Origin of the sequence: Actinomadura sp. NPDC000600 (assembly GCF_040492135.1) — a bacterium.
Lineage (GTDB): Bacteria > Actinomycetota > Actinomycetes > Streptosporangiales > Streptosporangiaceae > Spirillospora.
Genome location: NZ_JBEUPD010000052.1, coordinates 1 through 26,485, shown reverse-complemented (window position 1 = coordinate 26,485; position 26,485 = coordinate 1). Strand labels below are relative to the sequence as shown.

Genomic DNA, 26,485 nt, shown 5'->3' with positions numbered 1-26,485 from the left:
ACCCGATGCGTTCTATCCAGCACTGGATCGGTGGTGTCCCGGTGGGCGGGAGCACCACGGCGGCCGTGCACGACCCGGCGACGGGCCGGCAGTCCGGCGAGGTCGTCCTCGGGCGCCGCGCCGAGGTGGACGCGGCGGTGGGAGCCGCGGCGCGAGCGTTCGAGACCTGGTCCGAGGTGTCGCTCAGCCGGCGCGCGCGGATCATGTTCGCGCTGCGCGACCTGCTGGAGCGCCACGAGGACGAGCTGGCCCGCCTGGTCACCGCCGAGCACGGCAAGGTCCTGGACGACGCGCGCGGAGAGGTCGTGCGGGGGCGCGAGGTCGTCGAGTTCGCTTGCGGGATCGCGCAGGTGCTCAAGGGCGAGTTCTCCGACCAGGTGTCGTCCGGAGTGGACGCGTTCTCCTTCCGGCAGCCGCTCGGCGTGTGCGCGGGAGTCGTCCCGTTCAACTTCCCGGTGATGGTCCCGCTGTGGATGCACCCGATCGCCATCGCGTGCGGCAACACGTTCGTGCTGAAGCCGAGCGAGCGCGTGCCCTCCGCGTCCAACCTGGTCGCCGAGCTGTACGCGCAGGCGGGGCTGCCGGACGGGGTGTTCAACGTGCTGCACGGCGACCACGTCACCGCCGACGCCCTCATCACGCATCCCGGCGTGGCGGCGGTGTCGTTCGTCGGATCCACGCCCGTGGCGCGGCACGTCCACGAGGCGGCGAGCGCCGCGGGCAAGCGGGTGCAGGCCCTCGGCGGCGCGAAGAACCACGCGGTCGTCCTGCCCGACGCCGACCTCGACCTGGCCGCGGACCAGATCACGGCCGCGGCGTACGGATCGGCGGGGCAGCGCTGCATGGCCGTCTCCGTGGCGGTCGCCGTCGGCGCCGCCGGGGACCCGCTGGTCGAGCGGCTCGCCGAGCGGGCCCGCGCGATCAGGGTGGGGCCGGGTGCAGACCCCGCGAGCGAGATGGGCCCGCTGATCAACGAGGCGGCGCGGGAGCGCGTCACCGGGCACGTCGAGGAGGCGGAGCGGGCCGGCGCGAAGCTCGTCGTGGACGGGCGCGGCCTGGACGGCCCCGGGTACTTCGTCGGCCCGTGCCTCCTCGACGGCGCCGCCACGGACATGGCGGCCTACCAGGAGGAGATCTTCGGGCCGGTCCTGCTGGTGCTGCGCGCCGAGACGCTCGACGAGGCGATCGCGCTGATCAACGCCAACCCCTACGGCAACGGGACGGCGGTCTTCACCTCGTCGGGGGAGGCGGCGCGGCGGTTCCAGCGCGCCGTGCACGTCGGGATGATCGGGGTGAACGTCCCCATCCCGGTGCCGATGGCGTTCTACTCCTTCGGCGGCTGGAAGGCGTCCCTGTTCGGGGACACCCACGTCCACGGGGCCGAAGGGGTGCGCTTCTACACCCGCGCCAAGGCCGTCACCTCCCGCTGGCCCGCCCCCGTCGCGACCGACGGGGCGTCCTCAATGGCCTTCCCCACCGCGCGGTGAGAAGCCGCGCACGGTGGTGAGCGCCTCGTCGAGGGGCAGGACGTCGGCGTACTTGGCGCCGAGGTCCAGCAGGTTGGCCTCGTGGAGGCGGCGGTCCCGGTCGCCGCAGGCCTCGTCCACCACCAGCGGCCGGAACCCGTGCTGCAACGCGTCGGTCGCGGTGGCGCGGATGCAGCCGCTGGTGGTGAGCCCGCAGATCAGCACGGTGTCGATGCCGGACGCGGTCAGGGTGGCCGCCAGCGACGTGCCGTGGAACGCGCTGGCGTACTGCTTGGTGACCACGGTCTCGCCGGGACGGGGGGCCGCCCCCTCGGCGAAGTCGCCGAGGGGGCTCCCTTCCTCGAACACGCGCAGCGCGGGCACCTTGAGCCGGAACAGCCCGCCGTCCGCGCCGCCCGGCCGGTACTCCACCCGGGTGAACAGCACCGGCAGCCCGGCCGCCCGGCCCGCGCCGATCAGGGCCACGGCGGCGGCCGCCGCGTCCTCGACCGGGGCGCGCAGCGGCGACCCGTCCACCAGGTAGGCGCGGACGAGGTCCACCACCAGCACCGCGGGCGACCGGCCGCAGCCGAGGCCGCGGCCGAAGCCCGAGGCGCGGTAGTCGGCGGCGAGGTCGCTCACCGGCGGTCGCCCAATGCGGCGGCGGACCGGACGTCGACCGGCGGGCGCGGGGCGGGGAGGCCCGTCTCCTCCTCGCAGCGGGCGAGGATCTGGTCCAGCGGCGGGCCCATGTCGAACACCGGGATCTCGGTCCGCTCGGCGGCCATCCTCGCCCGCAGCGCCTCGGTGGCCTGCTCGTCGAGGACGCCCTCGGCGGTGCAGACCACGCCGTAGCCGCCGCGGGCGCCGTCCGCGGTGACCAGGCCGCGCTTCACCTCAAGCGCGACCAGCTCGGCCGAGCGGGCCAGGGGGTCGCCCCATCCGCCGCCGCCCCAGGTCACGAAGTGCAGGACGTCGCCGGGCCGGACCGGAACGTCGTGGATCTTGCTGGGCAGCACCTCGCGGGTGCCGTCGGCCCGCTCGATCCACTTGCGGCCCCGCGCGCCCGGACGTCCGCCGTTCACCCCCCACGGGTAGGTGAGCCAGCGGTCGTCGTGGATCGCGATCGTGCCGGGCTCCTCGAAGCAGTACGCGACGTCGACCCCGTTGCCGCCCCGGTGCAGGCCCGCGCCGCCGGAGTCGGCGATCGTCTCCCACCGCTCGATGCGCAGCGGGTAGTACGACTCCAGGTACTCGCAGGGGATGTTGACGAACGAGGGCCACAGCGAGTGCCCGTCAGGGCCGTCCCCTACGGGGCGTCCCGGCACGCCGCCGAACCCGATCGAGTACAGCTGGAACCACTCGCCCTCGCGCGGCCCCGAGGCGTAGTGCCCCGAGTACATGAAGTGCGGCGAGGACGAGAAGCCGGCCGCGTTGAGGATCTCCGGGTTGGTCTGGCCGAGAAGCCCGCCGAACAGGTCGAACACCCGGCCGATGCCGTGGTTGCGGGCGTTCAGCGCGGCGGGGTGGCGCGGCTTCCAGAACGAGTCCTCGGGGATCGTCACGTCGATCAGCGGGTAGAAGCCGTCGTTCCAGAGGATCTGCGGGTCCGCGACGGTGATCACGTAGATGCCGAAGAACATCCGGACGAGGTTCTCGTTGATGAAGTAGTTCACCGGCCCGACGGCCTGCGGGGCCGCGTGCGAGAAGTCCAGATGGATCTTCTCGCCGGTCCGGGTCAGCGAGATCTTCAGCTCGTACGGGCCGTACCCGCAGCCGTCGTCGCAGATGTAGTCGGCGAACTCCAGCGTCCGGCCCTCCTCGAAGAGGGTGGCCAGCAGCACCTTCATGGCCTGGTAGTTGCGGTCGAGCAGGGCGTCCAGTGCGGACAGGTAGGTCTCGACGCCGAACCGCGCGCACAGCTCGGAGACCCGCCGGGCCGCCGTGGTGCACGCGGCGACCAGGCCGTTGAGGTCGGCGCGGTTCCAGTCGGGCATGCGCACCTGGTTGAGGATGATGCGCAGCGCCGACTCGTTCAGCACGCCGCCCTCGTACAGCTTGAACGGCGGTACGACCACGCCCTCCTCGTAGATGGTGCGGGCGTCGGCGGGCATCGAGCTGGGCGTCTTGCCGCCCACGTCCGACATGTGGCCGAACATCGAGGACCAGCCGACCAGCCGGCCCTCGTGGAAGATCGGCACCACCAGCAGCCAGTCGTTGGCGTGGCTGATCGCCGCGCCGCACGCGTACGGGTCGGACGTCATCAGGATGTCGCCCTCGCCGATCGTCCCGTCGAAGTTCTCCAGGAAGTCGGGGACCGAGAGCCCGAACTGGCCGACGACCATCTTCCCCGCCGGATCGGCGATCAGCGGGAACTCGTCGTGCTGCTCGCGGATGCCCGGCGACAGCGCGGTGCGGAACAGCACCTCGTCCATCTCGTGCCGGGCGTTGCGCAGCGCGTTCTCGATGATGTCCAGGGTCACCGGGTCGACGTCGACCCGTCCGACCGGTGCGGTCTCGGTCTGCAGGATCTCGGCCATCAGCCCTCCTCGTTCAGCGGACGGATCAGCAGGCTGCCGCTGGGGTGCACGGTCGCGGCGTGCCCGGCCAGCACGAGCGTGGTGGAGTCCATCTCGACCACCACGGCCGGCCCGGCCACGACGTCACCGGAGAGCAGCTTGGAACGGTCGTAGATGCGGGCGGACGTCGTCGCGCCGTCCATCCACACCTCGGTCTCGCGGATCAGGGCGGCGGACGGGTCGCCCGTCCCCTCCGGCAGGACGCGCCAGGCGACCTCCGGGCGCGGCCCGCTCACCGTGACCCGCAGGTTGATCACCTCGCGCTCGTTGTCGAGCAGGAAGGAGAACAGCCGCTCGTGCTCGGCGTCGAAGGCGGCGCCGAGCTCGGCCAGCAGGTCGCCGTCGACGGTCGCGCGGTCCACCTCGACCGGGATCTCGAAGCCCTGCCCGTGGTAGCGCAGGTCGATCTGGTACGTCGCGGTCTGGCTCTCGCGCGGCACGCCCTCCGCCTCCAGCCGCGCGGCGGCGGCGTCGGCCAGCTCGGCGAGCGCGGTTCGCAGTTCGTCGTCGTCGAGGGTGGAGAAGCGGCGCACCATCGTGCGGGCGCTCTCGTCGCGGGGGCAGGTGGTCGCGTCCCCGTAGGCGCACAGGACGCCCGGCGACGGCGGCACGATCACCGGCCAGGAGCCGGTCAGCCGGCCGAGCGCGTTGGCGTGCAGCGGGCCGGCGCCGCCGAACGACATCAGCGCGAAGTCGCGGGGGTCGTAGCCCTGCCGGACGCTGATCAGGCGGAGCGCGCCGAGCATGTTCTCGTTGACGATGTCGATCACGCCGGCCGCCGCCGCCTCGACGCTCGGCAGCCCCATCGCGTCGGCGATGGAGCGCAGCGCCTTGCGGGCGGCCTCGGCGTCCAGCGCGATCTCCCCGCCGGCGAGCCGCGTCGGCAGGTAGCCGAGCACGACGTTGGCGTCGGTGACCGTCGGCTCGGTGCCGCCCGACCCGTAGGCCGCCGGGCCCGGGTCGGCGCCCGCGGACTGGGGGCCGACCCGCAGGGCCTTGGTCAGCTCGGGGACGTGCGCGATCGAGCCTCCTCCGGCGCCGACCGTGCGGACGTCCACGCTGGTGGCGCGGACGGTGAGGTCGCCGACGGTGGTCTCCCGGCCGATCCGGGGACGCCCGCCGAGCACCAGCGCCACGTCCGTGGACGTGCCGCCCATGTCGAAGGTGAGGAAGTCGGGGAACCCGGCCTGCTCGGCGAACCAGACCGCCCCCGTCACCCCGCCGGCCGGGCCGGACAGCAGCAGCGACACCGGGTCCTCGGCCGCCTTGGCGGCCTTGGTCAGCCCGCCGTCGCTGCGCAGCACCGACAGCGGCGCCTCGATCCCGCTTCCGCTCAGGGACCGGTCCAGGTTGCGTACATAGCGGGACACCTCGGGCTGGACGTAGCTGTTCGCCACGGTGGTGACGGTGCGCTCGTACTCCCGCATCTCCGGCAGGACGTGGCTGGACAGCGACACCGGCACTCCGGGCAGCTCCTCGCCGGCCAGCTCCGCCACCCGCCGCTCGTGCTCGTCGTTGGCGTAGGAGTTGATCAGCGAGACCGTCAGCGCCTCGATGCCGGCCCCGCGGAGCCGCCGCAGCTCCGCACGCGCGCGCTCCTCGTCCAGCGGGGCGACGACCGTGCCGTCCGCGGCGATCCGGCCCGGGATCTCCACGGTGTGCTCCAGCCGGGCCAGCGGCTCCGGCTTCGGCCAGATGATCCAGCCGGCGAGACCGCCGGGGACGAACGACCGGCCGATCTGCAGGACCTGCCGGAACCCCTCGGTCGTCACCAGCCCGACCCGCGCGCCCCGGCCCTGGAGGATCGCGTTGGTCGCCACGGTGGTGCCGTGCAGGACGTGCGCCACCTCGCTCATCTCGATGCCGGCGTCGCGGCACACCTTGCGGATGCCGTTGAGCACGCCCTCCGACTGGTCCGCCGGAGTGGAGGCCGTCTTGGCGCGGTGGCTGACGCCGGTCTGCTCGTCGACGAGCAGCACGTCGGTGAACGTGCCGCCCACATCGACGCCCAGTCGATAACCCATCTGCTCTCCCGGTGCTGTGCTCAGATGACGCCGCGCTCGGACAGCGCGGCGATCTCGTCTTCTCGAAGGTCCAGGAGGCCGCCGTAGACCTCCCGGTTGTGCTCGCCGAGCTCGGGGCCGGGCCGCCGCACCGACCCCGGGGTCTCGCTGAGCCTGGGGAACGCGTTGTGCATCGGGAGCTCGCCGAAGTCCGGGTGGACCAGGCGCACGATCGCCTCGCGGGCGGCGAAGTGGGGATCGTCGAACATGTCCTTGGCGGTGTAGATCCGGCCGGCCGGGACGCCGCCGGCGTGCAGCCGCTCCAGCAGGTCCCCGGTCTCGATCCGGGCCGACCAGGCCGAGATGATCTCGTCCAGCTCGGCCATGTGCCGGCCCCGGTCGGCGTGCCCGGCGAACCGCGGGTCGGCGCTCAGCTCGGGCCGGCCCATCGTCTTGGCGAGCCGTCCGAACACGGTGTCCTGGTTGGCGGCGATGAGGATCATCTCGCCCGACGCGGTCGGGTAGACGTTGCTGGGGGAGACGTTGGGCAGCACCGAACCGGTCCGCTCGCGCTGGTACCCGGCGACCGCCCACTCCGGCAGCAGCGACTCCATCATCGCCAGCACCGCCTCGTAGATCGCCGAGTCGACGACCTGGCCGCGTCCGGTGGCGGTCCGGTGGTGGACGGCGACGAGCGCGCCGATCGTGGCGAACACCGCGGCCAGGGAGTCGCCGAGCGAGATCCCGGCGCGGGCGGGCGCGCCGCCGGGATCGCCGGTCACGTAGCGGATGCCGCCCATCGCCTCGCCGATCGACCCGTACCCCGCCCGGGGCGCGTAGGGGCCGGTCTGCCCGAACCCGGACACGCGGACCAGGATCAGGCCGGGGTTCGTCTCGCGGAGGCGGTCGAAGTCCATCCCCCAGCGCTCCAGCGTGCCGGGCCGGAAGTTCTCGACCACGATGTCGGCGCGGTCGATGATCCGCCGGGCGAGGTCCTGGCCCTCGGGGGTGCGCAGGTCGCAGGTCACCGACTTCTTGTTGCGGGCGACCACGGGCCACCACAGGGACTTGCCGTGCGGCTTCTCGCGGCCCCACTGGCGCATCGGGTCGCCGGCGCCGGGCGACTCCAGCTTGATCACTTCGGCGCCGAAGTCGCCGAGCAGCTGGCCGCAGAACGGTCCGGCGAGCAGCTGCCCCATCTCCACGACGCGGAGGTCGGCGAGCGGGCCCCGGGCGTCCGGCGCGGCGCCGTCGTGCGTTGACATCTAGCCGGTCCTCGTTTCCGTGTGGTCGTTCGGGTCGTTCGGGTCGTCGGGGGTGCGGGCGGCGCGCAGCAGCACCGCCTTCGCGGCGAGCACGTGCGCCCGCATCACCGACTCGGCCCACGTGCCGTCGTGGGCGCGCAGGGCCGCGGCCAGCTCGCGGTGGTGTGCGGAGCTGCGGGCCAGGTCGGCGGGGGAGTAGCGGTGGAAGGTCCGCATGACGAGGGGGAGCTGCACCACCGCGTTGAGCATGGACACGAGCCGGCCGCTGGCCGCGGCGGCGCGGATGACGTCGTGGAACTCGGCGTTGAGCTCGGCGACGCGGTCCAGGTCCTGGCCGGCGCCCGGCTCGACGGCCTCGTCCATCAGCCGGCACAGCTCGTCCATCCGGTCCGCGTCCGAGGCGGTGACTCGGGTGGCGGCGCGCCGTGCGGCGGCGCCCTCCAGCAGCATCCGCAGGTCGTAGATCTCCTCCAGGTCCTCGGGCGTCCAGTCCGGGACCCGCGCGCCGCGGTGCGGCAGCACCTCGACCAGGCCCTCGACCTCCAGCCGCCGCAGCGCCTCCCGGACGGGCGTCCTGCTGGAGCCGGTGGCCTCGGCGAGTTCGGCCTCGCCGAGTCGTGCCCCGGGCGGGTGGACGCCGTCCAGGATGTCGGCGCGCAGCCGTGTGTAGACACGGTCCACGGCACGGACCATCCCGACCTCCTCCGGTTGATTGCATGCAACATAGACACAATGTGTCCCTTGACACAAGAGACTCCCCAGGAGAATCCTGCAGGTGACGTCAGATTGCATACAAAGGATGCTCATGGTCGAACTCATCGAGGTGGCGCCCCGGGACGGGCTGCAGAACGAGTCCGCGGTCCTCGCGACCGCCGACAAGGTGCGGCTCATCGAACGCAGCGTCGCGGCGGGGCTGCGGCGGATCGAGGCGGTCAGCTTCGTGAACCCGAAGCGGGTCCCGCAGATGGCCGACGCCGAGGCGGTGATGGAGCGGCTCCCCAGGCCGGACGGTGTCAGCTATGCGGGGCTGGTCCTCAACCGGCGCGGGCTCGACCGCGCGCTGGCCGCCGGCGTGGACGAGGTCAACGTCGTCGTGGTGGCCACCGACGAGTTCAGCCGCCGCAACCAGGGCTGCACCGTCGAGGAGGGCGTCGCCGCCTGGGCCGCCGTCGCCGCGGACGCCCGCGCCGCCGGCCTCCGCCGGACCGTGACGATCGCCGCGGCCTTCGGCTGCCCCTTCGAGGGCGAGGTCCCCGCGGACCGCGTGCTCGACCTGGTCCGGCGGGTCGCCGAAAGCGAGCCCGACGAGATCGCCGTGGCCGACACGATCGGTGTCGGCGTCCCGGCCCAGGTCCGCACGCTGCTGGCGGGCGCCGCCGAGGCCGCCCCCGGAGTCCCGCTGCGCTGCCACTTCCACAACACCCGCAACACCGGCTACGCCAACGCCCTCACGGCCCTCGACTGCGGGGTGAGCGCCCTGGACGCCAGCGCCGGCGGCTTCGGCGGCTGCCCGTTCGCCCCCGCCGCCACCGGCAACATCGCCACCGAGGACCTGCTGTACGCGCTGGACCGGTCGGGCGTCGACACCGGGGTCCGGATGGCCGCGGTCGCGGAGACGGCGGCCTGGCTCGGCGAACGCCTCGGCAAGCCCGTCCCGGCCCTGCTCGGCCGCGCCGGCCCGTTCCCCGCCCAGGGCTGAGCGCCGTTGGAGGCGGAACGTCCTCGATCTAGAAATCTACAATGTAAAGGGACGGGGTCTTTCAGTCGCGCGACGCGGTCCTGAGGGGGACCGGGAGGCGGTCGCGGAGCTCCTCGACGGTGACCCCGAAGGTCTCGCGGACCGCCGCCCCGTCCGGGCCCACGTCGATGACGGCGACGTCGGTGTAGACCCTGCTGACGCAGCCGACCCCGGTCAGCGGGTAGGTGCAGGCGGGCACCAGCTTGGACCGGCCCTCCTTGTCGAAGAGCGTCATCATCACGAAGACCTGCTTGGCGCCGATGGCCAGGTCCATCGCGCCGCCGACGGCCGGGATGGCGTCGGGAGCGCCGGTGTGCCAGTTGGCGAGGTCGCCGGTGGCCGAGACCTGGAACGCGCCGAGCACGCACACGTCGAGATGGCCGCCGCGCATCATGGCGAAGGAGTCGGCGTGGTGGAAGTACGAGGCTCCGGGGAGCTCGGTCACCGGGACCTTGCCGGCGTTCGTGAGATCAGGGTCGACCTGCTCGCCGACGGCGGCGGGGCCCATGTTGAGCATGCCGTTCTCGGTGTGCAGCACGATGCCCGAGCCGTCGGGGAGATGGTCGGCGACCTTGGTCGGCCTCCCGATGCCGAGGTTGACGTAGGAGCCGGCCGGGATGTCGCGGGCGACGACCTCCGCGAGCTCGTCCGGGGTGAGGGGACCGGTGGTGCGGGGCATGTCAGCGCGCTCCTTGGACGGTGTAGTGCCGTTGCTCGACGCGCACTACGCGGTCGACGTAGATGCCGGGCGTGACGACCGCCTCCGGGTCGAGGGCGCCGACCGGGACCACGTCGGACACCTGCACGATCGTGGTGGTCGCGGCCGCGGCCATGACGGGGCCGAAGTTCCGCGCGGTCTTGCGGTAGACGAGGTTGCCCATCGGATCGGCGCGGTGGGCGCTGATCAGGGCGACGTCGCCCTTGATCGGGTACTCCAGGACGTGGACGCGCCCGTCGATGGTCCGGGTCTCCTTGCCCTCGGCCAGGGAGGTGCCCGCGCCGGTCGGGCAGTAGAAGGCGCCGATGCCCGCGCCCGCCGCCCGCATCCGCTCGGCGAGGTTGCCCTGCGGCACGACCTCCAGCTCGATCTTCCCGGCCCGGTAGAGCCCGTCGAAGACGTGGGAGTCGCGCTGCCGGGGGAAGGAGCAGAGCACCTTCCGCACGCGCCCGGCCTTCAGCAGCGCGGCCAGCCCGACGTCCCCGTTGCCGGCGTTGTTGGACACGATGGTGAGGTCCGTCGCGCCCTGCCGGATCAGCCCGTCGATGAGGTCGAACGGCATTCCCGCGAAGCCGAAGCCGCCGACCAGGACGGTGCTGCCGTCCTCGATCCCGCGGACGGCCTCGTCGACGCTTTCGAGGATCTCGGTGCGGCTCATGCTCCGGCCCCCGTGCTCCCCATGGCGGTGTTCTCCAGATCCGTGTTCTCCAGCACGACGGCGAGGCCCTGCCCGACGCCGATGCAGATCGCGGCGACGCCCCAGCGCTCCCGGCGCTCGCGGAGCACCTTCGCGAGCGTGCCGAGGACGCGGGCGCCGCTCGCCCCCAGCGGGTGGCCGATCGCTATCGCGCCGCCCCGGGTGTTGACGATCTCCGGATCGATGCCCCAGGCGTCGACGCAGACGAGCGACTGCACGGCGAAGGCCTCGTTCAGCTCGACCGCGCCGACCCGGTCCCAGCCGATCCCGGCCCGGGCGAGGGCCCGTTCGGCCGCCTCGACCGGGGCGTAGCCGAAGTCCTGCGGATCGAGCGCGAACGCGCCCCGCCCGGCGATGCGGGCGAGGGGATCGAGGCCGATCCGGTCGGCCGCTTCGGCCGAGCCGAGCAGCAGGGCGGCGGCGCCGTCGTTCAGCGGGGAGGCGTTGCCGGCGGTGATGGTGCCGTCCGCGCGGAAGCTCGGCTTGAGGCCGGCCAGCTTCTCCAGGGAGGTGTCCGCGCGGATGCCCTCGTCGCGGCGCAGTTCCCCGGCGGGGACGACGAGGTCGTCGTAGAAGCCCTCGTCCCAGGCGGCCGCCGCCAGCCGGTGGGAGCGCAGGGCGAACGCGTCCTGGCGCTCGCGGCCGACGGCGTACTTCTCCCCGAGCCGCTCGTTCGCCTCGCCGAGCGAGACGGTCCACTCCTCCGGCATGCGCGGGTTCACCAGCCGCCAGCCGAGCGTGGTGGAGACCGCGGCGAGGTCCCCGGCCGGGAAGCCCCTGGCCGGCTTCGGCAGCACCCACGGCGCCCGGGTCATCGACTCGACTCCGCCGGCCACGACGATGTCGGCGTCCCCCGACTCGATCGTCCGGGAGGCGCCCATCGCCGCGTCGAGGCTGGAGCCGCACAGCCGGTTCACCGTCGTGCCCGGCACGCTCGTCGGCAGCCCGGCCAGCAGCGCGGCCATCCTGCCGACGTTGCGGTTCTCCTCTCCCGCTCCGTTCGCGTTGCCCCAGACGACTTCGCCGATCGCGGCCGGGTCCAGCCGGGGCGCCCGGTCCAGCAGCGCGGTGATCACGCCCGCCGCGAGGTCGTCCGGCCGTACACCCGCCAGGGCGCCGTTGAACCGTCCGAACGGGGTTCGTACGGCGGAGTAGAGAAAGGAGGTCATGGCTTCGAGGCTAGGTGGCCTCCCTTGATACAGTGAAGTATCAATATTCGCTCTTATTGAGACTTAATCCATATGGATCTACGCCATCTGCGGTACTTCGTCGCCGTCGCGGAGGAGCTCCACTTCGGACGCGCCGCCGAGCGGCTCGCCATGGCCCAGCCGCCGCTGTCGCAGGCGATCCGCCAACTGGAGGCCGACCTCGGCGTGGAACTGCTGCACCGGACCACGCGCCGGGTGGAGCTGACCGACGCGGGCCGCGGCTACCTGGCCCGGGCCCGGGGCATCCTCGGCGAGGTGGACGATGCGGCCCGCGAGGCCCGCCGGGTGGCGGCCGGCGCGGTCGGGCATCTCGCCATCGGCTGCGTCGGCTCGGCGACCTACAGCCTGCTGCCCGCGCTGTCCCGCGGCCTCTCCCTGGAACTGCCCGGGGTCGACTTCTCCTTCCGCGGCGAGATGCTGGTCCCGGACCAGGCCGCGGCCCTGCGGGCCGGCGCCGTCGACCTGGCGCTGCTGCGGCCGCCGATCGGCGATCTCTCGCTCACGGTCCTGCCGCTGCGCCGGGACCGGCTGGTCGTCGCCGTCCCCGGCGACCACCGCCTGGCCGGGCTGCCGGAGCTGGGGGTCGCCGACATGGCGGGCGCCGACCTCATCGTGCATTCCGCGGACCGCCGCTCGGTGATGTACGACGTCGTGCTCGGGCTCTTCCGCGAGGCCGGCGTCGAGCCCAGGATCCGCCACGAGGTCGGCGAGACCTCCACCCTGGTCACCCTCGTCGCGGGCGGCCTCGGCATTGCCGTCGTCCCGGAACCGGTGACGGCCCTGGCCCTCGAAGGGGTCGTGTTCCGGCCCCTGGTGCGCCCCGCCATGAGCGTCGACCTCGCGGTCGCCTACCGGACCGACCGCACGGAACCCCATCTGGCCCGCACCGTCTCGGTCATCCGGCGGATCGTGCAGGAGGCCGGGGACGGCGCCCCCGGGGAGGAAGGCGGCGATCCCCCCTCGGACCCGCTCGGCTGACGCGAACGCCGGGCGGGCCCGAGGCGGGCCCGCCCGGCGTCACGGGCGGTCAGTTCACCGCGTGCCGAGCAGGACGGACGACGGCACCCGCGTCGCCACCGGCGGCAGCTTCGCGCCGTTCCCGGCGGCGCTCACCTGCGTCGCCATCGCGCTCGCGTCCGCCGGCCCTCTGGTGCCGAGCGCCTGTCCGGGGTTCCCCGCGAACGGCTGGACGTCCCCGACGCACACCTTGCCCGCGGGCGGCAGCGCCACGCGGACGAGGTAGCCCTCGACCGCCTTCGTCACGCAGTCCGAGGTTCCGTAGGCGGTGTGGCCCCAGCTGTTGCTGGACAGCAGCCGGCTGTTGGGCAGCATCTTGCTGGACGAGACCGCCTCCTTGTAGTTCGTGGCGGGGTCGTAGTAGTTCCCGACGAACAGGACCGGAGCGCTCGTACGCCGGTTGAAGGGACCGGTGTAGGCGTCCTCGTCGCGGACCTTCCAGGCGTCGCCGGCGCACTGGACGCTGCCCCAGCCCCATGCGCGCCCGAAGTAGGGCGCCCGCTTGTCCGACGCGGCCGTCTGCGCGGGCCAGCTCCCCGCCTTCTTCGGGTGCAGGCCGTCGGTGCACGTGACGCCGCTGAACGCCTCAAGGTCGTTGTAGTAGGGGAAGTCCTTGGCCGAGACCTTGGCCGCGGCCTCCTTCCTCCGCTCGACCTCGGCCCGGCGCTCCGCGATGCGCTTGGCGAGGGCCTTGCGCGCCTCGGCCTTCTGCGCCGCCGTCGAGGAGGACGAGGTCGCCTTCCACAGGTCGGTGGCCATCGCGTCGATGATCTCGTAGCCGCTCGGGTCGTACAGCATGCCGAGCGCGCCGCCGACGAAGTCGGCGTAGGTGATCTTGTCGCCCTCGATGTCGGCCGGCTTGGCCTTCAGCCGCTTGGCGAGCACGTCGAAGTTCTTGACGGGATCCCCGTAGGCCGCGAACGTGCACTTGGCCTTGCCCGCCTTGCCGCAGCGGACGAGGATCTCCCTCAGCGCCTTGTAGGCGCCGTCGGCGGACCGCAGCCGGTCGTCCAGGATCTGGCCCGCGGTCTTCCGGGTGCCGACCCAGGAGACGGGGTCGATGACGCCGTCCACGGCGACGGCGCGAACCCGGTCGGGGAACATGTTCGCGTAGTACTGGCCGATCGCCGTCCCGTAGCTGAAGCCCAGGTAGGACAGCTTCTTGTCGCCGACCGCGCGGCGCAGGACGTCCATGTCGCGGGCCGCCTCGGCGGAGGACATCGCGCCCGCCAGCTTCTTCCCGGTCGTGGAGCAGCCCTTGCCGAGCGCCTTCGCCGACTTGATGTAGGCCGCCTCCTGCTTCGCCCCGACGGGGAACGCCACGTCCATCCCGGCCAAGGCGAGGCTCTGGTCCCTGGTCGACTTGAAGCACGCGACGTTGGAGCTGAACCCGATGCCGCGCGGGTCGAAGCCGACGATGTCGAAGCGGTCGAGGACGTCCTTGCCGAGGAAGTCGGGAGCCTGGTACGCGATGGCGGTGCCCTGGCCGCCGGGCCCGCCCGGGTTCACGAACAGGCTGCCGATCCGCTTCTTGGCGTTCCGCGCCTTCACCCTGAGGACGGCGACCTCGGTGGTCGCGCCCTTCGGGTCGTCGTAGTCGAGAGGCAGCCGGACGGTCGCGCATTCGGCGTAGCCGTAGCACTTGTACCAGGCGGGCTTCGGGGCGGGCACGCGGTCGACGCGCTTCTTCTCGACCGGGCTCGTCGTGTCGCCTGCCCGGACGCCGGCGGTCCCCGGCTCGGCCAGAGCGGTGACGCTTAAAGCGGGTACGAGGGCCGCCCCGGCCACGCCGACCGCGAGGATCCTTCGTCTGAGGCGCATGCGCTTCCCTTCAGGGGATCGGTGCATTCCCGCGCGGGGTGCGGATTGGTCCCCCGAATTCTCGGCCGCGGCGCTCATCCCTGTGATCCACCATCGGGCCGGACATCCGCCCCGGAAGATCACCCGGCAGACGGATTGACGCGGGCCCCTCGGCGGACGGCCCCGCCGGAAAGTGACCGTTCCATCGGGATCCCTTGAGGAGGGGCGTAGGGTGCCTCCTCCCATGGCGGGAACGAACGCGGCACAGGCACACCGGTGAACGCGACCGGCGCCGCCATTCACGGCGGCGCCGGCCGGTACACATCGGGCCACGCGCGCTGCTGCGCATCGGGCTGCGGGGGAGAGACGTCATGGCGAAGGGCTTCAAGGGCAGGATCGCCCTGGACATCCGCGATTCGGAGCCGGACTGGGAGCCGTTCCTGTCGCCGTGGGCGTCCAAGGGCTCCCCGAACGTCCTGGTGATCGTGTGGGACGACGTCGGCTACGGGACGATGGACTGCTACGGCGGCCCGGTGAAGACGCCGACGATGACCCGGATCGCGAACCTCGGCCTGCGCTACTCCAACTTCCACACCACCGCGCTGTGCTCGCCGAGCAGGGCCTCGCTGCTGAACGGCCGCAACGCGACCTCGAACGGGATGGCCACGGTCGCCGAGTTCAGCGCCGGGTTCCCCGGGATCTCCACCCGCATCCCGGTCGAGAACGGGTTCGTCTCCGAAGTCCTCGCCGAGCACGGCTACAACACCTACTGCGTCGGCAAATGGCACCTGACCCCGGGGTGGGAGACCAGCATGGCCGCCTACAAGGGCCGCTGGCCGCTCGGGTGCGGGTTCGAGCGGTTCTACGGCTTCCTCAACGGCGAGTCGAGCTCCTGGTATCCGAGCCTGGTCCACGACAACCACCAGATCGGCACGCCCGGGACGCCCGAGGAGGGCTACCACATCGCCAAGGACCTGTCCGACAAGGCCATCCAGTTCATCCGCGACGCCAAGGCGGTCCAGCCCGACAAGCCGTTCTTCATGTACCTGGCGCTCGACGCCGCCCACGCGCCGCATCACGTGTACAAGGAGTGGGCCGACCGGTACAAGGGCGTGTTCGACGAAGGGTACGAGGCGATCCGGCCCGAGATCCTGCGCCGCCAGAAGCAGATCGGCCTGCTGCCCGAGGACACCGAACTGTCCGCGATCAATCCGCACGGCGAGCCGGACGCCACCGGACCGGCCGGGCAGCCGTGGCCGCGACTCGACACCGTCCGGCCGTGGGACTCGCTGAGCGAGGGCGAGCGCCGGCTGTTCGTGCGGATGGCCGAGGTCTTCGCCGGCTACGTCTCCTACAGCGACGAGCAGCTCGGCCGGGTGATCGACTTCCTGGAGGCGGCCGGCGAGCTCGACAACACCATCATCGTGGCCGTCTCCGACAACGGCGGAAGCGGCGAGGGCGGACCGGACGGCACCTTCAACGAGTGGCGGTTCTTCAACGGCCTGCCGACCCCCGCGGAGTCGGTTCTCGAGCACATCGACGAACTCGGTACCCCTTCGTCCTACAACCACTACAACACCGGGTGGGCGTGGGCGTTCGACACCCCGTTCCCGTACTGGAAGCGCTGGGCCGGCTACGAGGGGGGCGTCGCGGACATGTGTCTGGTGGCCTGGCCCGCCAGGATCAAGGCCCGGGGCGAGGTGCGCCACCAGTACGTCCACGCCGTGGACGTGACCCCGACGCTCTACGACCTGCTGGGCATCGAACCGCCGGAAGTGCTGAAGGGCCGCCCGCAGAGCCCGATCGAGGGGCAGAGCTTCGCGGCCTCGATCACCGACCCGTCCGCACTGGGCAAGCTCACGCAGTTCTACGCGATGCTGGGGCAGCGGGCGATCTACCACGACGGGTGGCTGGCCTGCACCGTCCACCCGCCGCTGAGCGGCTGGGGCAGGTTCGAGGAGGACGTGTGGGAGATCTACGACCTCACCCGGGACCGCGCCCAGTCCAGGAACCTGGCCGACCGGGAGCCCGAGCGGCTCGAACGGCTCAAGGGCCTGTGGCACTACCACGCCGGCATCTACAACGGCCTTCCGCTGGACGACCGCACCGCACTCGAACAGACCCTGTCCGAGCGCCCGCAGGGCACCCCGGCCCGGGACCGGTACGTCTACTACCCCGACTGCGCGCCGGTGCCGGAGCAGTCCGCCGTCATGACCAACGGCCGGTCGTACACGATCGTCGCCGGGGTCGACGTCCACTCGGACGAGGTCGAGGGCGTCCTGTTCGTCCATGGCGGCGTCTCCGGCGGGCACAGCCTCTACATCAAGGACGGCCGCCTGACCTACGTCTACAACTGGGTGGGCAGCCGCCTGCAGGTCGTGACGGCCGACCTGGCCATCGAGCCGGGCAGGCACACGTTCACGGCCGAGTTCAGGGCCGAGGGCCGCAGCACCGACCCCGAGATGCCCGGCACCACCGGAGACCTCACCCTCTACGTGAACGAGCAGCGGATGGCCGGCGCCCGCCTCGTCACCCAGCCCAGCTACTTCTGCCCCGTCGGGGACGGGCTCTGCGTGGGCCGCGCCGAGGGCTCACCCGTCACCCCCGACTACCGGCCGCCGTTCCGGTTCACCGGAGGCACCATCGACCGCGTCGTCATCGACGTCTCCGGCGACCGCTTCATCGACCACGAAGCGGAAGTGCGCGGCTGGCTGATGGTCGACTGACTGCGGCCGTTCCAGCGACAATTTCCCCTGTTGCTGGGACAATGGGGTATGTCCGCCGTCAGATTACGTCTGCTCCTGGCCATGCCGCTGCTGGCCGCCGCCTGCGGACCGGCCGGGGGAGCCGACGGGGTCGAGCGCCCCGAGACCGTCGCGACGACCGGACCGGCCCCGGCCTCGCCCACGAAGTCGCCGCGCGCGTACGACCGGAAGGCCGACCCCCGGGCCGAGATCGCGGCCGCGCTCGCGGGGGCCAAGGCGGACGGACGCCCCGTACTCCTCGATTTCGGTGCGGGGTGGTGCGGCGAATGCGCGACGCTGCAGTACTTCTTCCACCTCCAGACCGTGCGGCCTCTTCTCGACCAATATCACCTGGTGAGTGTCGATGTCGGCCGGATCGACCGGCATCTGGACCTGGCCAGGAAGTACGGGGTGGACCTGAAGCGCACCGGGATCCCCGCCCTGGTCGTCCTCTCGCCCGAGGGTGAAGTGCGGACGGCCGGCAACAAGAGCCTCTATCCGGCCTCCGCCGGCGACCGGTTGCTGTCCGAGAACGTCGTCGCATTCCTCCGGCGCTGGAAGTGAGACGGGCCCTCCTGCTCGCCGCCGTACTCCTCACCGGGTGCGGGCCGGCTCAGGAGTCGGCGGCCGCCCGGTTCACGGAGGGGGAGGTGGATGTGACGATCGCAGCCTCGACGCATGCGGTGGAGGTGACCTTCCGCCCGACCCGGCCCGGTTTCCACATCTACGGCCTCGATCTGCCGTCCGGCGGGCTCGGCGTCCCGACGCGGGTGGGCGTGCGGGCGGGCCTGGAGGCCACCGGCGCACCCCGCGCCGATGAGGCGGTGCGCTGGCTGGATCTGCCGCTCCTGGACACGCGGCTCCCGGTCTACCCGGACGGACCGGTGACGATCTCGCTCCCGGTGCGCCGGACGGGTCCCGCAGCGGAGATCGTCGTCTCGTACGGCGCGTGCAGCCGCAGCGTGTGCCTCCCACCGGTGATCGACCGGGTGACGGCGGTGACGTTCGCGCAGGCCCGAGTGTTTTGATTCCGCAGCGGGGGCAGGTCCTATTCGCCACCACCGTCGACTCTGCGGGGGCGAGAGTGAGCGAGCGATCGGAAGCGGCGGCCCACGACGTCGTCGACCTGCTGCTGCGGCAGCACGCCGAGATCCGGCAGCTGTTCGACCAGGTGGAGGCCGCCGCCGGGCACGAGCGGACCGCCGCCTTCGAGCGGCTGCGCCGGCTGCTGGCCGTCCACGAGACGGCCGAGGAGGAGGTCGTGCATCCCTACGCCCGCCGCCATATCGAGGGCGGCCGGGAGGTGGTCGACGCGCGCCTGGCCGAGGAGAACCAGGCCAAGCAGCTCCTGTCGGACCTCGACTACTTCGGCCCGACCAGTCCCGACTTCCTCCAGCGGCTCGGCGACCTGCGCCTGTCCGTCATGGACCACGCCCGGCACGAGGAGGAAGCGGAGTTCCCGCAGCTCCGCGAACACGCCTCCGAGCACGACCTGCGCAGGATGGCGACCGCCGTCAAGGCCGCCGAGGCCGTGGCGCCCACCCATCCGCACGTCGGGTTCGAGTCCGCCACCGCCAACCTGGTGGCCGGACCGTTCGCGGCCGCCGCCGACCGCGCCCGCGACGCCATCCGCAAGGCCCTCAGCAGGCAGAAGGACTGACGCCCGACGTGCTCGCACACACGGCGGCTTCAACCGCGGCGTGGGGGAGTCAGGGGGCAGCCGCAGCTGCGGCGGATGATCAGCGCGGCGCGCAGGGGCCGTGTGGTGGCGCGGTCGTCGAGAAGCAGGCTCACGGCCTGGTGGGCCATCGCCTGGAGGGGCTGCTCGGTCACGGTGAGCGCCGGGGCGGTGTAGGCGGTGTCGGGGGTGCCGTCGAGGCTGACGACGGCGAGATCACCGGGGACGCGCCGTCCGGCGGCATGGGCGGCCGCGAGGACCCCGATGGCCTGCTCGTCGGTGGCGCAGACCAGCGCCGCGGGCAGGGCGCCGTCGCCGATCAAGCGCTGGACGAGGGCGGCCGCCGCGGCGCGGGTGTACTCCGACCGCAGAAGGGGGGCGGCGGTGCCCGCTCCGGCGCGTTCCCAGGCGGCGCGGCGCTCGCCGACCGGGCCGGCGTCGTCCGGCCCGGCGAGGAAGGCGATCTCGGTATGCCCGTGGGACCGGAGGTGCTCGACGGCCTCGTGCACGGCGGCGGTGTTGTCGGCGCGCACCACGGGGGCCTGCGGCTCCTGCGGCCCGTGGTGGACGTAGACGGCGCGGACCCCCGCGCGCCGGGCATGGACGGCGGCGTCGGGCCCGCCGTCGGCGGAGACGATGACGAGCCCGTCGACCTGTGCCGCGAGGAACCGGTCGACCAGATGCTCCTGGCGCTCCGGCGAGTAGCCCGCGTTCCCGGTCAGGGAGAGCTTCTCCCGCTGCCCTAGAAGGTCCTCGATGTGGCGTCCCAGCGCGGCGAAGTACGGGTTGGAGGCGTCGGCCAGCACCAGGCCGACCACGCCGCTCGTGCGGGAGCGCAGGGCCCGGGCGATGCGGTTGGGCCGGTACTCCAGATCGGCGGCGGCGGCCAGCACCCGCTCCCGGGTGGCGGGCGCGACCGGCCGGGGCCCGTTGTTCAGCACGTAGCTGACGACCGCCGTCGAGGTCCCGGCCGCCCGGGCCACGTCCGCCAGCGTCGCCGGCCTGCCTGCTGCTCGCTTCGTCATGACGCCTTGCATTCTGCCTGTCTAAACGTTTAGATACTCACTCCCGCCTCCTCCACCCGGTGATCTGGACCTCGCGATGAGCACTCATGCGGCGCCGCTACCGCGCTACGAACTCCACTGCCACCTTGACGGCTCCGTCCGCCCGTCCACCGTCGCCGACCTCGCCCGCCGGCAGGGCGTCGAACTGGACCGGCCCGTCGACGACCTCGTCATCGCCCCCGCCCACTGCCGCACCCTGACCGCCTACCTCGCCTACATCGACACCCCACTCCAAGTGCTCCAGACGCCCGAGGCTCTCACCCGCGCCGCCCGTGAACTCGTCGAGGACTGGCTCGACGACGGTGTCGTGTACGGCGAGGTCCGCTTCGCGCCGCAGCTGCACCACCGCCGGGGGATGACCCTCGACGACGCGGTCCGCGCGGTCGCCGAGGGCCTTGCCCAAGGACGCGCCGCCACCGGCGTAGGGACGGGCCTGCTGCTGTGCTGCCTGCGCCACCAGACCCCGGACGAAAGCCTCGCCGTGGCCGAGACCGCCGTGCGCCACCGCGGCCTGGTCGCCGGTCTCGATCTCGCCGGGGACGAGACCCTCTACCCCGCCCGCTCCCACAAGGCCGCCTTCGAACTGGCCCACGCCGCCGGCCTGCCCTGCACCGTCCACGCCGGTGAGGCCGCAGGGCCGGAGAGCATGTGGGAGGCCATCGACGTCCTCGGCGCCCACCGCATCGGCCACGGGGTCCGATGCACCGCCGACACCGCACTCCGCGACCGCCTGCGCACCGACGGGATCGCCCTGGAGCTGTGCCCCACCAGCAACGTCCAGACAGGCGCCGTACCGAGTCTCCACGCCCACCCCGCGGCCCCCCTGCTGGCCGAAGGCGTGCCGGTCACCATCAGCACCGACTGCCGCACCACCTCCGCCACCACCCTCCAGCACGAGTTCGACGCCCTCCGCAGAACGGCCCGCTGGACCGCCACCGAAGAATCCCGAACCCAATCCACCGCCGCCCAAGCCGCATTCACCCGCGACGGCGCCTCGAGCGAACGTGATCGATAAAGGCGCATCACCGCTTGCGGGCACCCTTACGCGCCGGTGCGAAGACCGTGCACTTCGGAGAGGCCGACCCCATCGGTCGGAAAAGCCGGGACGGCGTCCATTGTCCTGGCTATCATGAGGGGGCGTAATCTTTGAGATACGCGGCACTACGTCGCTATGGCTCCGTGTGTCGCGACTTTCCCGCCGCTATCGACGGTATTGCTTGCGGGGGCAGAAATGATGGACGCGCCGAGGTCGATCACCATCAACGGAGATCTGGGCAGCGGTAAGAGCACCGTCGCCCGAATTCTGGCCGAGCGCCTCGGGCTGCCCACCGTCACCATGGGCGACGTCCACCGCCGGATGGCGGCCCAGCGCGGAATGACGTCCCTGCAGTTCAACCGGCAGTCGGAACGGGACCCGTCGATCGACGACCATGTGGACCGGATCCAGCGGGAGATGGCCGCCTCCGCCGAACCGGTGATCGTCGACAGCCGGTTGGGGTGGCATTTCTTCACGGACGCGTTCAAAGCGCATTTCATCGTCGATCCGAAGGTGGCCGCCCGCCGGGTGATGGGGCGGGGCGCGGGAGCCGTCGAGCGGTACGCCTCCGAGGCCGAGGCCCGGCGGCACCTCGAAGAGCGCAGTGAGAGCGAGCGGCAGCGCTTCCTGCGGCGCTACCACGTCGACAAGGCCCGCCTCCGGAACTACGACCTGGTTCTCGACACGACGGAGATCAGCCCCGAGCGGGCCGCTGACATCGTGGTGGACGCGCTGTCGAGGCAGGAGGGCGGCGGGCCGGCGCTGCTGCTGCATCCGGCCAGGCTCTATCCGACGGAACGGCACCCCGACCGCCCCGACGCGTACCTAGACCTCCCGGCGCACTCCGCCCCGGACGCGTCGGAGATCGGTGTCGGCCGCTCCGGCACCCGGTTCTTCGTCGTGCGCGGCCATCGGCATGTCGCGGCGGCCCTGGCCGGCCGGCGCCCCTTCGTCCGGGCCGAACTGGTGGCGGAAGACGGCGAGGAGCTCCCCGAGGGAACGACGGCGGAACGCTTCTTCGAGAGCCGGACCGGGCTCGAGGAGATCAGAAGCTGGCGGCGGGCCTATGCGATCGATCTGGCGTTGCCGCGCCATCTGCCCCCCGGCGCCCGCGCCCCCTGGTGACCGCCGGGGGCGCCCGCCGACCGCGGCGGCTTCCCTTCACACGGAGTGGCGCGCCGCCCAGCCGCCGCTCATGCGGGCGAAGGCCCGGTGCAGTTCCCGGCTGACGAGCCCGTCGCCCGGCAGCCGGGCCGAGGCCCAGGACAGCGACTGGATGGCCTCACCGGTCTCGCCGCGAGCCATCTGGATCCTGCCGACCGATGCCAGCAGGGCGCCGACGAGGGTTCCGGCCCGGTGCGCCTCGGCCAGGACCGCCGCTTCCGCGTAGAAGTGCTCTGCTTCGGCCGGATCACCGGCCTCGTAGGCGGCGTCGCCGAGCAGGATCCGGGCCTGGAGGCCCTGTCCCATGCCTTCGGCCAGGTCGAGCGCGGTCAGGGCGGCCTGCCGGGCCAGGCGGGTGTCGCACCGGTCGAGCGCGTGGGCCGCCGCGGCCACCCAATCCCCGGCTCGGAAGGAGGGGCTCGGCAAGGACGGCGCCCGCCGGCTCAATGCGTCGATCGGCTCGGCCAGGCGCGGCGAGGCGGTGGTGAAGAGCCCGTTCCGGGCGGGGAGCAGGACGTGCCTGTCCGTCAGTACATCCGCGACGTCCTGGGGGAGCGGGGGCGTGGTGGGCTCACGGCCCAGCGATGCCAACCGCTCCGCGATCGTCTGGGGGTCATCGGACGTGAGGGCGGCGGCCCAGGCGATGTCCTTCCAGATGCCCTCCGCGATCCAGTCGCTGACCAGGCTCCTGGTGATGCGCTCCGGTCCGAGGAACGGGGCCTCCGGCCAGGCGCGCCACAGGCCTGCCGCCACATGCTGGAGAACGGGCGGATGGACCACCCCGGCACCGTCCGAGGCGGGCTCCCCCTCTTCGGCGTGCTCTCCGGTCTCGGGCGCCGGGCCGAGGGCCCGGGCGAGCGCGTCGACGGCGGCGCGTGACAGCGATCTCCGTCGCCCGGCGGACTCCAGCGCCGCACCGACCGCGCCCGCGGCACGGGGCGCCGGCAGGCCGGTCAGCTCGAACTCCGCCGTCCCGGCGAAGGCGAACGCCTCGGCGATCTCGTTCTCATGACCGGACCGGACGCTGAAGAGCACGTGCAGCGAGGGATGGCGCCGGACCGTCTCCCGTAAATCGTCCAGCAGCGCGCGGTGGCCGTCCTGATCGCAGCCGCCGAACAGCCGCTCCGCCTGGTCGACGGCGAGGAGGACCGGGCCGGGGCGGTAGGCGAGTTCGTCGAGGTACCGGCCGACGGTGGTGTCGGCCACCGCGGTCGGCGGCATCTCCGGCAGCCAGCCGCGGAGCAGCGAGTAGGCGGGCCGCCCGCTCTCCGGCAGCGCACCGCTGGGGTGGTCCGCGTGGCGGGCCAGGCGCCCGGGAGGCAGCACGTCGTGGGCCGTCTCACGCAGTAGGGGATAGGCCCCGGCCTCCAGGAGCGACGTCTTGCCGGTGCCCGGGGCGCCGTGGAGGACCGTGACCCGGGACGTGCCCCAGAGGGCGGCCAGGCTCCGGGTCTCCTCGCTCCTCCCGTGGAAGAAGGCGGCCTCGTCAGGGCGGTAAGGGCGCGATCCGGGAAATGGCGGCTCCCGCCCCGGCGGGGATTCTCCCATACCGGTCACGACGGGGGGTCCTGTACCGGGGTGCCTGATCGGCAAGTCCGCTCTGCTCCGCCTCTAGATCTCATCACCATCCCACTCGCCGGTGGAACCGCCGAACAGCGGGTCGGGGACCCGTTTCCGTTGGCGCATGAGCCAGCCGAGCGACCTTTCGAGCTCCGATTCCGGAACATTGATCACCTCGGACAGATCGATATCCGTCAGATCAAAGATCTGACTCTCGAAACGTCGTGGTCGCGTCACCTTGGCCCCGTTCGGTCCGGCCCCTTCATCATGCACCAAAAGCGCGCCGTCCGGGAGCCCGATGGCCTCTTCTTGCCTAGAATGAGCAATATTGTCGACCTCCGGGGAGGACAAATGGCGACAGCCGAGTACGAAGGCCCCCAGATCTGGGGAGAGGTCCCCCGGCGCAACCGGTCCTTCACCGGCCGGGCGGACCTGCTCGCTCGCCTGTCGGCCGAATCCGGCCATGTGACCCTCGTCGTCCCGGATGAGGAGCCTTCGAGGGCGGTGGCGGGCGGAGCGACGGCCCTGCACGGCTTCGGCGGGGTGGGCAAGACGCAGCTGGCCGTCGAGTACGCGCACCGCCACCGGGAGCGGTTCGATCTCGTCTGGTGGATCAAGGCGGAGCAGCCCGCGCTGATCGCCGCCGCCCTGGCCGCGCTCGCCCCGCGACTCGGCCTGGAACCGGTCCCCGTCCCTTCCCCCACCGACTCCGTTCCGCCGGGCGGGCTGGTCGAGAACACGGCGCGCCAGGTCCTGGACGCGCTGAACTCCGGGAACCCGGTGTCCCGCTGGCTGCTGGTGTACGACAACGCCGTGGACCCCGAGGCCACCCTCGCCTGGACCCCGGACGGACCCGGCCAAGTGATCATCACTTCGCAGAACCTCGACTGGACGCCGGACGTCCGCTCCCTCGGGGTCCAGGTCTTCGATCCCTCGGAGAGCATCGAATTCCTGAGCAAGAGAATGCCGGACGTGGGGCCGGAAGAGGCCGAGCGCCTGGCGGCCGCGCTCGGCCATCTGCCGATCCTGCTCGAGCACGCCAGCGGGTGGAACCGTGCGACCGGCCTGTCCGTGGACGAATACCTCGACCTCTTCAACGCGAGGATGGGCGAACTGCTCCTGCAGGGCACTCCGCAGAAGGAGGCCCGGATCAACGCCTCCTGGTTCCTGGCGCTGAGCCGGCTCACCCCCGACGCCCAGCAGATCGCCAAGCTCATCGCGCATTTCGGCCCCGACCCGATATCGAGGGCGATCCTGATGGGCGGTGCGGACGCGCTGGACAGCCCGCTGAAGGAGATCCTGGCGGACCCGATGAGGTTCAACCGCGCGATACGGGACCTCAACCGGTTCTCCCTGCTCCCGGTGAACCCCATGGACCGGACTTTCGAGATGCACCGGGTGCTCCAGCACTGGATCCGGGAGACCGTCCCCCCGCAGGAGAGCCGGCGCCTGACCGAGCAGGTCCATCTCCTGCTGGCGGAGGCCGACCCGAAGAATCCCGACAACAGCGCCCTCTGGCCGTCCTACCGGCACCTGATCCCGCACATCGGGCCCACGAGGGCGGCACGGAGCACGGACCCGCGCGTCCGCTACCTGATGCGCAGCATCATCCGCTACCTGTACGAGTCGGGGCGGGCGCCGGAGGCCATCGGCCTCGCCGAGGAGTGCTACGAGCACTGGCGCGCGGCGTCCGGCCCCGGGTCGCTCGACCTGCTGGCCGTCCGGCGGCACCTGGCGTTCGCCCTGCGCGCCTTCGGCCGGTTCGCGGACGCGTCCGCGCTGAACCGGACGGTGCTGGAGGAGGCTGAGGCGCTGCCCGAGCCCTCTGACCCGGAGGAGAGGCTGCGCCTGCAGGACGAGATGTACCGGCTGGCGAACAGCCACACCATCGATCTGCGGGCGGAGGGCGACTTCGAGGGCGCCCTCTCCCTTTCCGAGCAGTCCGTCGACAGGCATCTGCTGGCCTTCGGCCCCGAAGATCCGCGGACGCTGCGCGCGCAGAACAATCTCGGCCTCGACCTCATCCTCAGTAGCCGGTACGCGGATGCCGGGGCCCTGCTGGAGCAGGTGTACACCCGCATGCGCGCACGCGAGGGCGACGGCAACGCGATGGTGCGCATCGTGCGCAACAACCAGATCAGGGCCATCCGGCTGAGCGGGGACTTCGAGAGGGCGCTGTTCATGGGGGAGGAGTTGCGCTCGATCGACGAGAGGGACCTGGGGCCCGACCATCCGATCACCCTGCGCTGCGCGAAGGACCTCGGGATCGCCATCCGGTTGACGGAGGGCGGCACGGCGGGCGCCGTGGACTTCGCTGCCGAGATCCTCGAGCGGACCTGCCGGGCGCAGGGCGAGCACCACCCCGACACGCTCGCGGCGATGCTGCTCAGCGCCAACTGCCTGCGGGAGGCGGAGCGGCTGGAGGAGGCCCTGGAACTCACGAGGACGGCGTACGAGGCCTACCCTCGCGTCTACACGGACGATCACCCCTACACCCATGCCGCGGGCTGCAACCTCGGCATTCTGCTGCGCCTCACCGGGGACGCCGGCAAGGCCCTGGAGCTCAACAAGGCCTCGGTGGACGCGCTCACCGCCAAGCTCGGCGAGACGCACCACCTCACCTTGATCAGTGCCCTCGGAAAGGCCGCGGCCCTCGCCGCGGCCGGCCGGCCGGCCGCCCGAAGAAGGCCGCGCAGCAAGCGCTCACGGAAGAACTCGCCAAGTTCGAGATCCATGGACGGCAACTCG

22 protein-coding genes are annotated in these 26,485 nt (G+C 72.2%); 10 read left to right on the top strand and 12 right to left on the bottom strand.

Translation table 11 applies throughout. The annotated features are described in order from the left end of the window. Window positions 1–5 precede the first annotated feature (5 nt). On the top strand, window positions 6–1,487 hold the full coding sequence (locus tag ABWI07_RS40520) for a CoA-acylating methylmalonate-semialdehyde dehydrogenase (protein WP_353821772.1): 1,482 nt from the start codon (window positions 6–8) through the stop codon (window positions 1,485–1,487). Here the strand turns inward: ABWI07_RS40520 and ABWI07_RS40515 are convergent. From ABWI07_RS40515 to ABWI07_RS40495, 5 genes are read right to left on the bottom strand one after another with little or no spacing between them, the layout of a single operon-like run. After that, window positions 1,461–2,108: an isochorismatase family protein gene (locus ABWI07_RS40515; RefSeq protein WP_149264544.1), complete on the bottom strand. Its 648-nt coding sequence runs from the start codon at window positions 2,106–2,108 to the stop codon at window positions 1,461–1,463. The genes ABWI07_RS40520 and ABWI07_RS40515 overlap by 27 nt on opposite strands. Then, entirely contained in the window at window positions 2,105–4,006 is a 1,902-nt protein-coding gene (locus ABWI07_RS40510; protein ID WP_353821771.1) for a hydantoinase B/oxoprolinase family protein, read from the bottom strand. Before ABWI07_RS40510 ends, ABWI07_RS40515 begins: the two co-directional genes overlap by 4 nt. Then, window positions 4,006–6,069, bottom strand: a complete 2,064-nt coding sequence (locus tag ABWI07_RS40505) for a hydantoinase/oxoprolinase family protein (protein ID WP_353821770.1) — start codon at window positions 6,067–6,069, stop codon at window positions 4,006–4,008. The genes ABWI07_RS40510 and ABWI07_RS40505 overlap by 1 nt, the downstream gene beginning before the upstream one ends. Window positions 6,070–6,089: 20 nt before the next feature. Further along, entirely contained in the window at window positions 6,090–7,313 is a 1,224-nt protein-coding gene (locus ABWI07_RS40500) for a CaiB/BaiF CoA transferase family protein (RefSeq protein WP_149264547.1), read from the bottom strand. Next, window positions 7,314–8,006 carry a GntR family transcriptional regulator gene (locus ABWI07_RS40495; RefSeq protein ID WP_353821769.1) on the bottom strand — a complete coding sequence of 231 codons (693 nt, stop codon included), beginning with the start codon at window positions 8,004–8,006 and terminating at the stop codon, window positions 7,314–7,316. A 112-nt stretch (window positions 8,007–8,118) separates the two neighbouring features. Here ABWI07_RS40495 and ABWI07_RS40490 point away from each other — a divergent pair, with 112 nt between their 5' ends. Further along, complete coding sequence (locus ABWI07_RS40490; RefSeq protein WP_235037407.1) at window positions 8,119–9,012, top strand: hydroxymethylglutaryl-CoA lyase; 894 nt, start codon at window positions 8,119–8,121, stop codon at window positions 9,010–9,012. Window positions 9,013–9,073: 61 nt separating this feature from the next. Here the strand turns inward: ABWI07_RS40490 and ABWI07_RS40485 are convergent, their stop codons facing one another. Genes ABWI07_RS40485 through ABWI07_RS40475 form a run of 3 tightly spaced genes read right to left on the bottom strand, consistent with a single transcriptional unit; the run spans window position 9,074 to window position 11,635 of the window. Continuing rightward, window positions 9,074–9,730 carry a 3-oxoacid CoA-transferase subunit B gene (locus ABWI07_RS40485; RefSeq protein ID WP_149264550.1) on the bottom strand — a complete coding sequence of 219 codons (657 nt, stop codon included), beginning with the start codon at window positions 9,728–9,730 and terminating at the stop codon, window positions 9,074–9,076. Window position 9,731: 1 nt separating this feature from the next. Further along, window positions 9,732–10,427, bottom strand: a complete 696-nt coding sequence (locus ABWI07_RS40480; RefSeq protein ID WP_149264551.1) for a 3-oxoacid CoA-transferase subunit A — start codon at window positions 10,425–10,427, stop codon at window positions 9,732–9,734. Beyond that, window positions 10,424–11,635, bottom strand: coding sequence for a thiolase family protein (locus ABWI07_RS40475; RefSeq protein WP_353821768.1), 1,212 nt, complete (start codon window positions 11,633–11,635; stop codon window positions 10,424–10,426). Before ABWI07_RS40475 ends, ABWI07_RS40480 begins: the two co-directional genes overlap by 4 nt. A gap of 72 nt (window positions 11,636–11,707) precedes the next feature. On the opposite strand from ABWI07_RS40475, the gene ABWI07_RS40470 reads away from it, so the two are divergent. Then, window positions 11,708–12,652, top strand: a complete 945-nt coding sequence (locus tag ABWI07_RS40470; RefSeq protein ID WP_353821767.1) for a LysR substrate-binding domain-containing protein — start codon at window positions 11,708–11,710, stop codon at window positions 12,650–12,652. 54 nt (window positions 12,653–12,706) lie between these two features. Here ABWI07_RS40470 and ABWI07_RS40465 read toward each other — a convergent pair whose 3' ends face one another. Beyond that, window positions 12,707–14,512, bottom strand: coding sequence for an alpha/beta fold hydrolase (locus ABWI07_RS40465; RefSeq protein ID WP_149264554.1), 1,806 nt, complete (start codon window positions 14,510–14,512; stop codon window positions 12,707–12,709). Between the two features lie 350 nt (window positions 14,513–14,862). Between ABWI07_RS40465 and ABWI07_RS40460 the strand changes: the two genes are divergently transcribed. From ABWI07_RS40460 to ABWI07_RS40445, 4 genes are all read left to right on the top strand, one after another. Then, the gene (locus tag ABWI07_RS40460; RefSeq protein ID WP_353821766.1) at window positions 14,863–17,217 is read left to right on the top strand and encodes an arylsulfatase; all 2,355 of its coding nucleotides are present in this window, start codon (window positions 14,863–14,865) and stop codon (window positions 17,215–17,217) included. Between the two features lie 48 nt (window positions 17,218–17,265). Then, complete coding sequence (locus ABWI07_RS40455) at window positions 17,266–17,799, top strand: thioredoxin family protein (RefSeq protein ID WP_149264556.1); 534 nt, start codon at window positions 17,266–17,268, stop codon at window positions 17,797–17,799. Between the two features lie 92 nt (window positions 17,800–17,891). Beyond that, window positions 17,892–18,263 carry a hypothetical protein gene (locus tag ABWI07_RS40450; protein ID WP_353821765.1) on the top strand — a complete coding sequence of 124 codons (372 nt, stop codon included), beginning with the start codon at window positions 17,892–17,894 and terminating at the stop codon, window positions 18,261–18,263. Between the two features lie 56 nt (window positions 18,264–18,319). Continuing rightward, window positions 18,320–18,895, top strand: coding sequence for a hemerythrin domain-containing protein (locus ABWI07_RS40445; protein ID WP_149264558.1), 576 nt, complete (start codon window positions 18,320–18,322; stop codon window positions 18,893–18,895). Between the two features lie 29 nt (window positions 18,896–18,924). On the opposite strand, the gene ABWI07_RS40440 is transcribed toward ABWI07_RS40445, so the two are convergent. Beyond that, complete coding sequence (locus ABWI07_RS40440) at window positions 18,925–19,938, bottom strand: LacI family DNA-binding transcriptional regulator (protein WP_353821764.1); 1,014 nt, start codon at window positions 19,936–19,938, stop codon at window positions 18,925–18,927. Between the two features lie 76 nt (window positions 19,939–20,014). Between ABWI07_RS40440 and add the strand changes: the two genes are divergently transcribed. Further along, the gene (gene add, locus ABWI07_RS40435; RefSeq protein WP_353821763.1) at window positions 20,015–20,992 is read left to right on the top strand and encodes an adenosine deaminase; all 978 of its coding nucleotides are present in this window, start codon (window positions 20,015–20,017) and stop codon (window positions 20,990–20,992) included. A 216-nt stretch (window positions 20,993–21,208) separates the two neighbouring features. Further along, a complete protein-coding gene (cmk, locus tag ABWI07_RS40430; protein WP_353821762.1) occupies window positions 21,209–22,138 on the top strand; it encodes a (d)CMP kinase in 930 nt (309 codons plus the stop codon). Between the two features lie 36 nt (window positions 22,139–22,174). Here the strand turns inward: cmk and ABWI07_RS40425 are convergent, their stop codons facing one another. Both ABWI07_RS40425 and ABWI07_RS40420 read right to left on the bottom strand, forming a co-directional pair. Further along, window positions 22,175–23,725, bottom strand: coding sequence for an nSTAND1 domain-containing NTPase (locus tag ABWI07_RS40425; RefSeq protein ID WP_353821785.1), 1,551 nt, complete (start codon window positions 23,723–23,725; stop codon window positions 22,175–22,177). A 63-nt stretch (window positions 23,726–23,788) separates the two neighbouring features. Beyond that, complete coding sequence (locus tag ABWI07_RS40420) at window positions 23,789–24,088, bottom strand: hypothetical protein (RefSeq protein WP_353821761.1); 300 nt, start codon at window positions 24,086–24,088, stop codon at window positions 23,789–23,791. Here ABWI07_RS40420 and fxsT point away from each other — a divergent pair. After that, a partial coding sequence (gene fxsT / locus ABWI07_RS40415; protein ID WP_353821760.1) for an FxSxx-COOH system tetratricopeptide repeat protein occupies window positions 24,089–26,485 on the top strand: 2,397 nt, incomplete at its 3' end.

Excerpts from the sequence above, each read along its gene's own strand:
- ABWI07_RS40520 (WP_353821772.1), top strand. The coding sequence starts at position 6 with ATGCGTTCTATCCAGCACTGGATCGGTGGTGTCCCGGTGGGCGGGAGC.
- ABWI07_RS40510 (WP_353821771.1), bottom strand. The coding sequence starts at position 4,006 with ATGGCCGAGATCCTGCAGACCGAGACCGCACCGGTCGGACGGGTCGAC.
- ABWI07_RS40505 (WP_353821770.1), bottom strand. The coding sequence starts at position 6,069 with ATGGGTTATCGACTGGGCGTCGATGTGGGCGGCACGTTCACCGACGTG.
- ABWI07_RS40500 (WP_149264547.1), bottom strand. The coding sequence starts at position 7,313 with ATGTCAACGCACGACGGCGCCGCGCCGGACGCCCGGGGCCCGCTCGCC.
- ABWI07_RS40495 (WP_353821769.1), bottom strand. The coding sequence starts at position 8,006 with ATGGTCCGTGCCGTGGACCGTGTCTACACACGGCTGCGCGCCGACATC.
- ABWI07_RS40490 (WP_235037407.1), top strand. The coding sequence starts at position 8,119 with ATGGTCGAACTCATCGAGGTGGCGCCCCGGGACGGGCTGCAGAACGAG.
- ABWI07_RS40485 (WP_149264550.1), bottom strand. The coding sequence starts at position 9,730 with ATGCCCCGCACCACCGGTCCCCTCACCCCGGACGAGCTCGCGGAGGTC.
- ABWI07_RS40480 (WP_149264551.1), bottom strand. The coding sequence starts at position 10,427 with ATGAGCCGCACCGAGATCCTCGAAAGCGTCGACGAGGCCGTCCGCGGG.
- ABWI07_RS40475 (WP_353821768.1), bottom strand. The coding sequence starts at position 11,635 with ATGACCTCCTTTCTCTACTCCGCCGTACGAACCCCGTTCGGACGGTTC.
- ABWI07_RS40470 (WP_353821767.1), top strand. The coding sequence starts at position 11,708 with ATGGATCTACGCCATCTGCGGTACTTCGTCGCCGTCGCGGAGGAGCTC.
- ABWI07_RS40465 (WP_149264554.1), bottom strand. The coding sequence starts at position 14,512 with ATGCGCCTCAGACGAAGGATCCTCGCGGTCGGCGTGGCCGGGGCGGCC.
- ABWI07_RS40460 (WP_353821766.1), top strand. The coding sequence starts at position 14,863 with ATGGCGAAGGGCTTCAAGGGCAGGATCGCCCTGGACATCCGCGATTCG.
- ABWI07_RS40455 (WP_149264556.1), top strand. The coding sequence starts at position 17,266 with ATGTCCGCCGTCAGATTACGTCTGCTCCTGGCCATGCCGCTGCTGGCC.
- ABWI07_RS40440 (WP_353821764.1), bottom strand. The coding sequence starts at position 19,938 with ATGACGAAGCGAGCAGCAGGCAGGCCGGCGACGCTGGCGGACGTGGCC.
- add (WP_353821763.1), top strand. The coding sequence starts at position 20,015 with ATGAGCACTCATGCGGCGCCGCTACCGCGCTACGAACTCCACTGCCAC.
- cmk (WP_353821762.1), top strand. The coding sequence starts at position 21,209 with ATGATGGACGCGCCGAGGTCGATCACCATCAACGGAGATCTGGGCAGC.
- ABWI07_RS40425 (WP_353821785.1), bottom strand. The coding sequence starts at position 23,725 with ATGGGAGAATCCCCGCCGGGGCGGGAGCCGCCATTTCCCGGATCGCGC.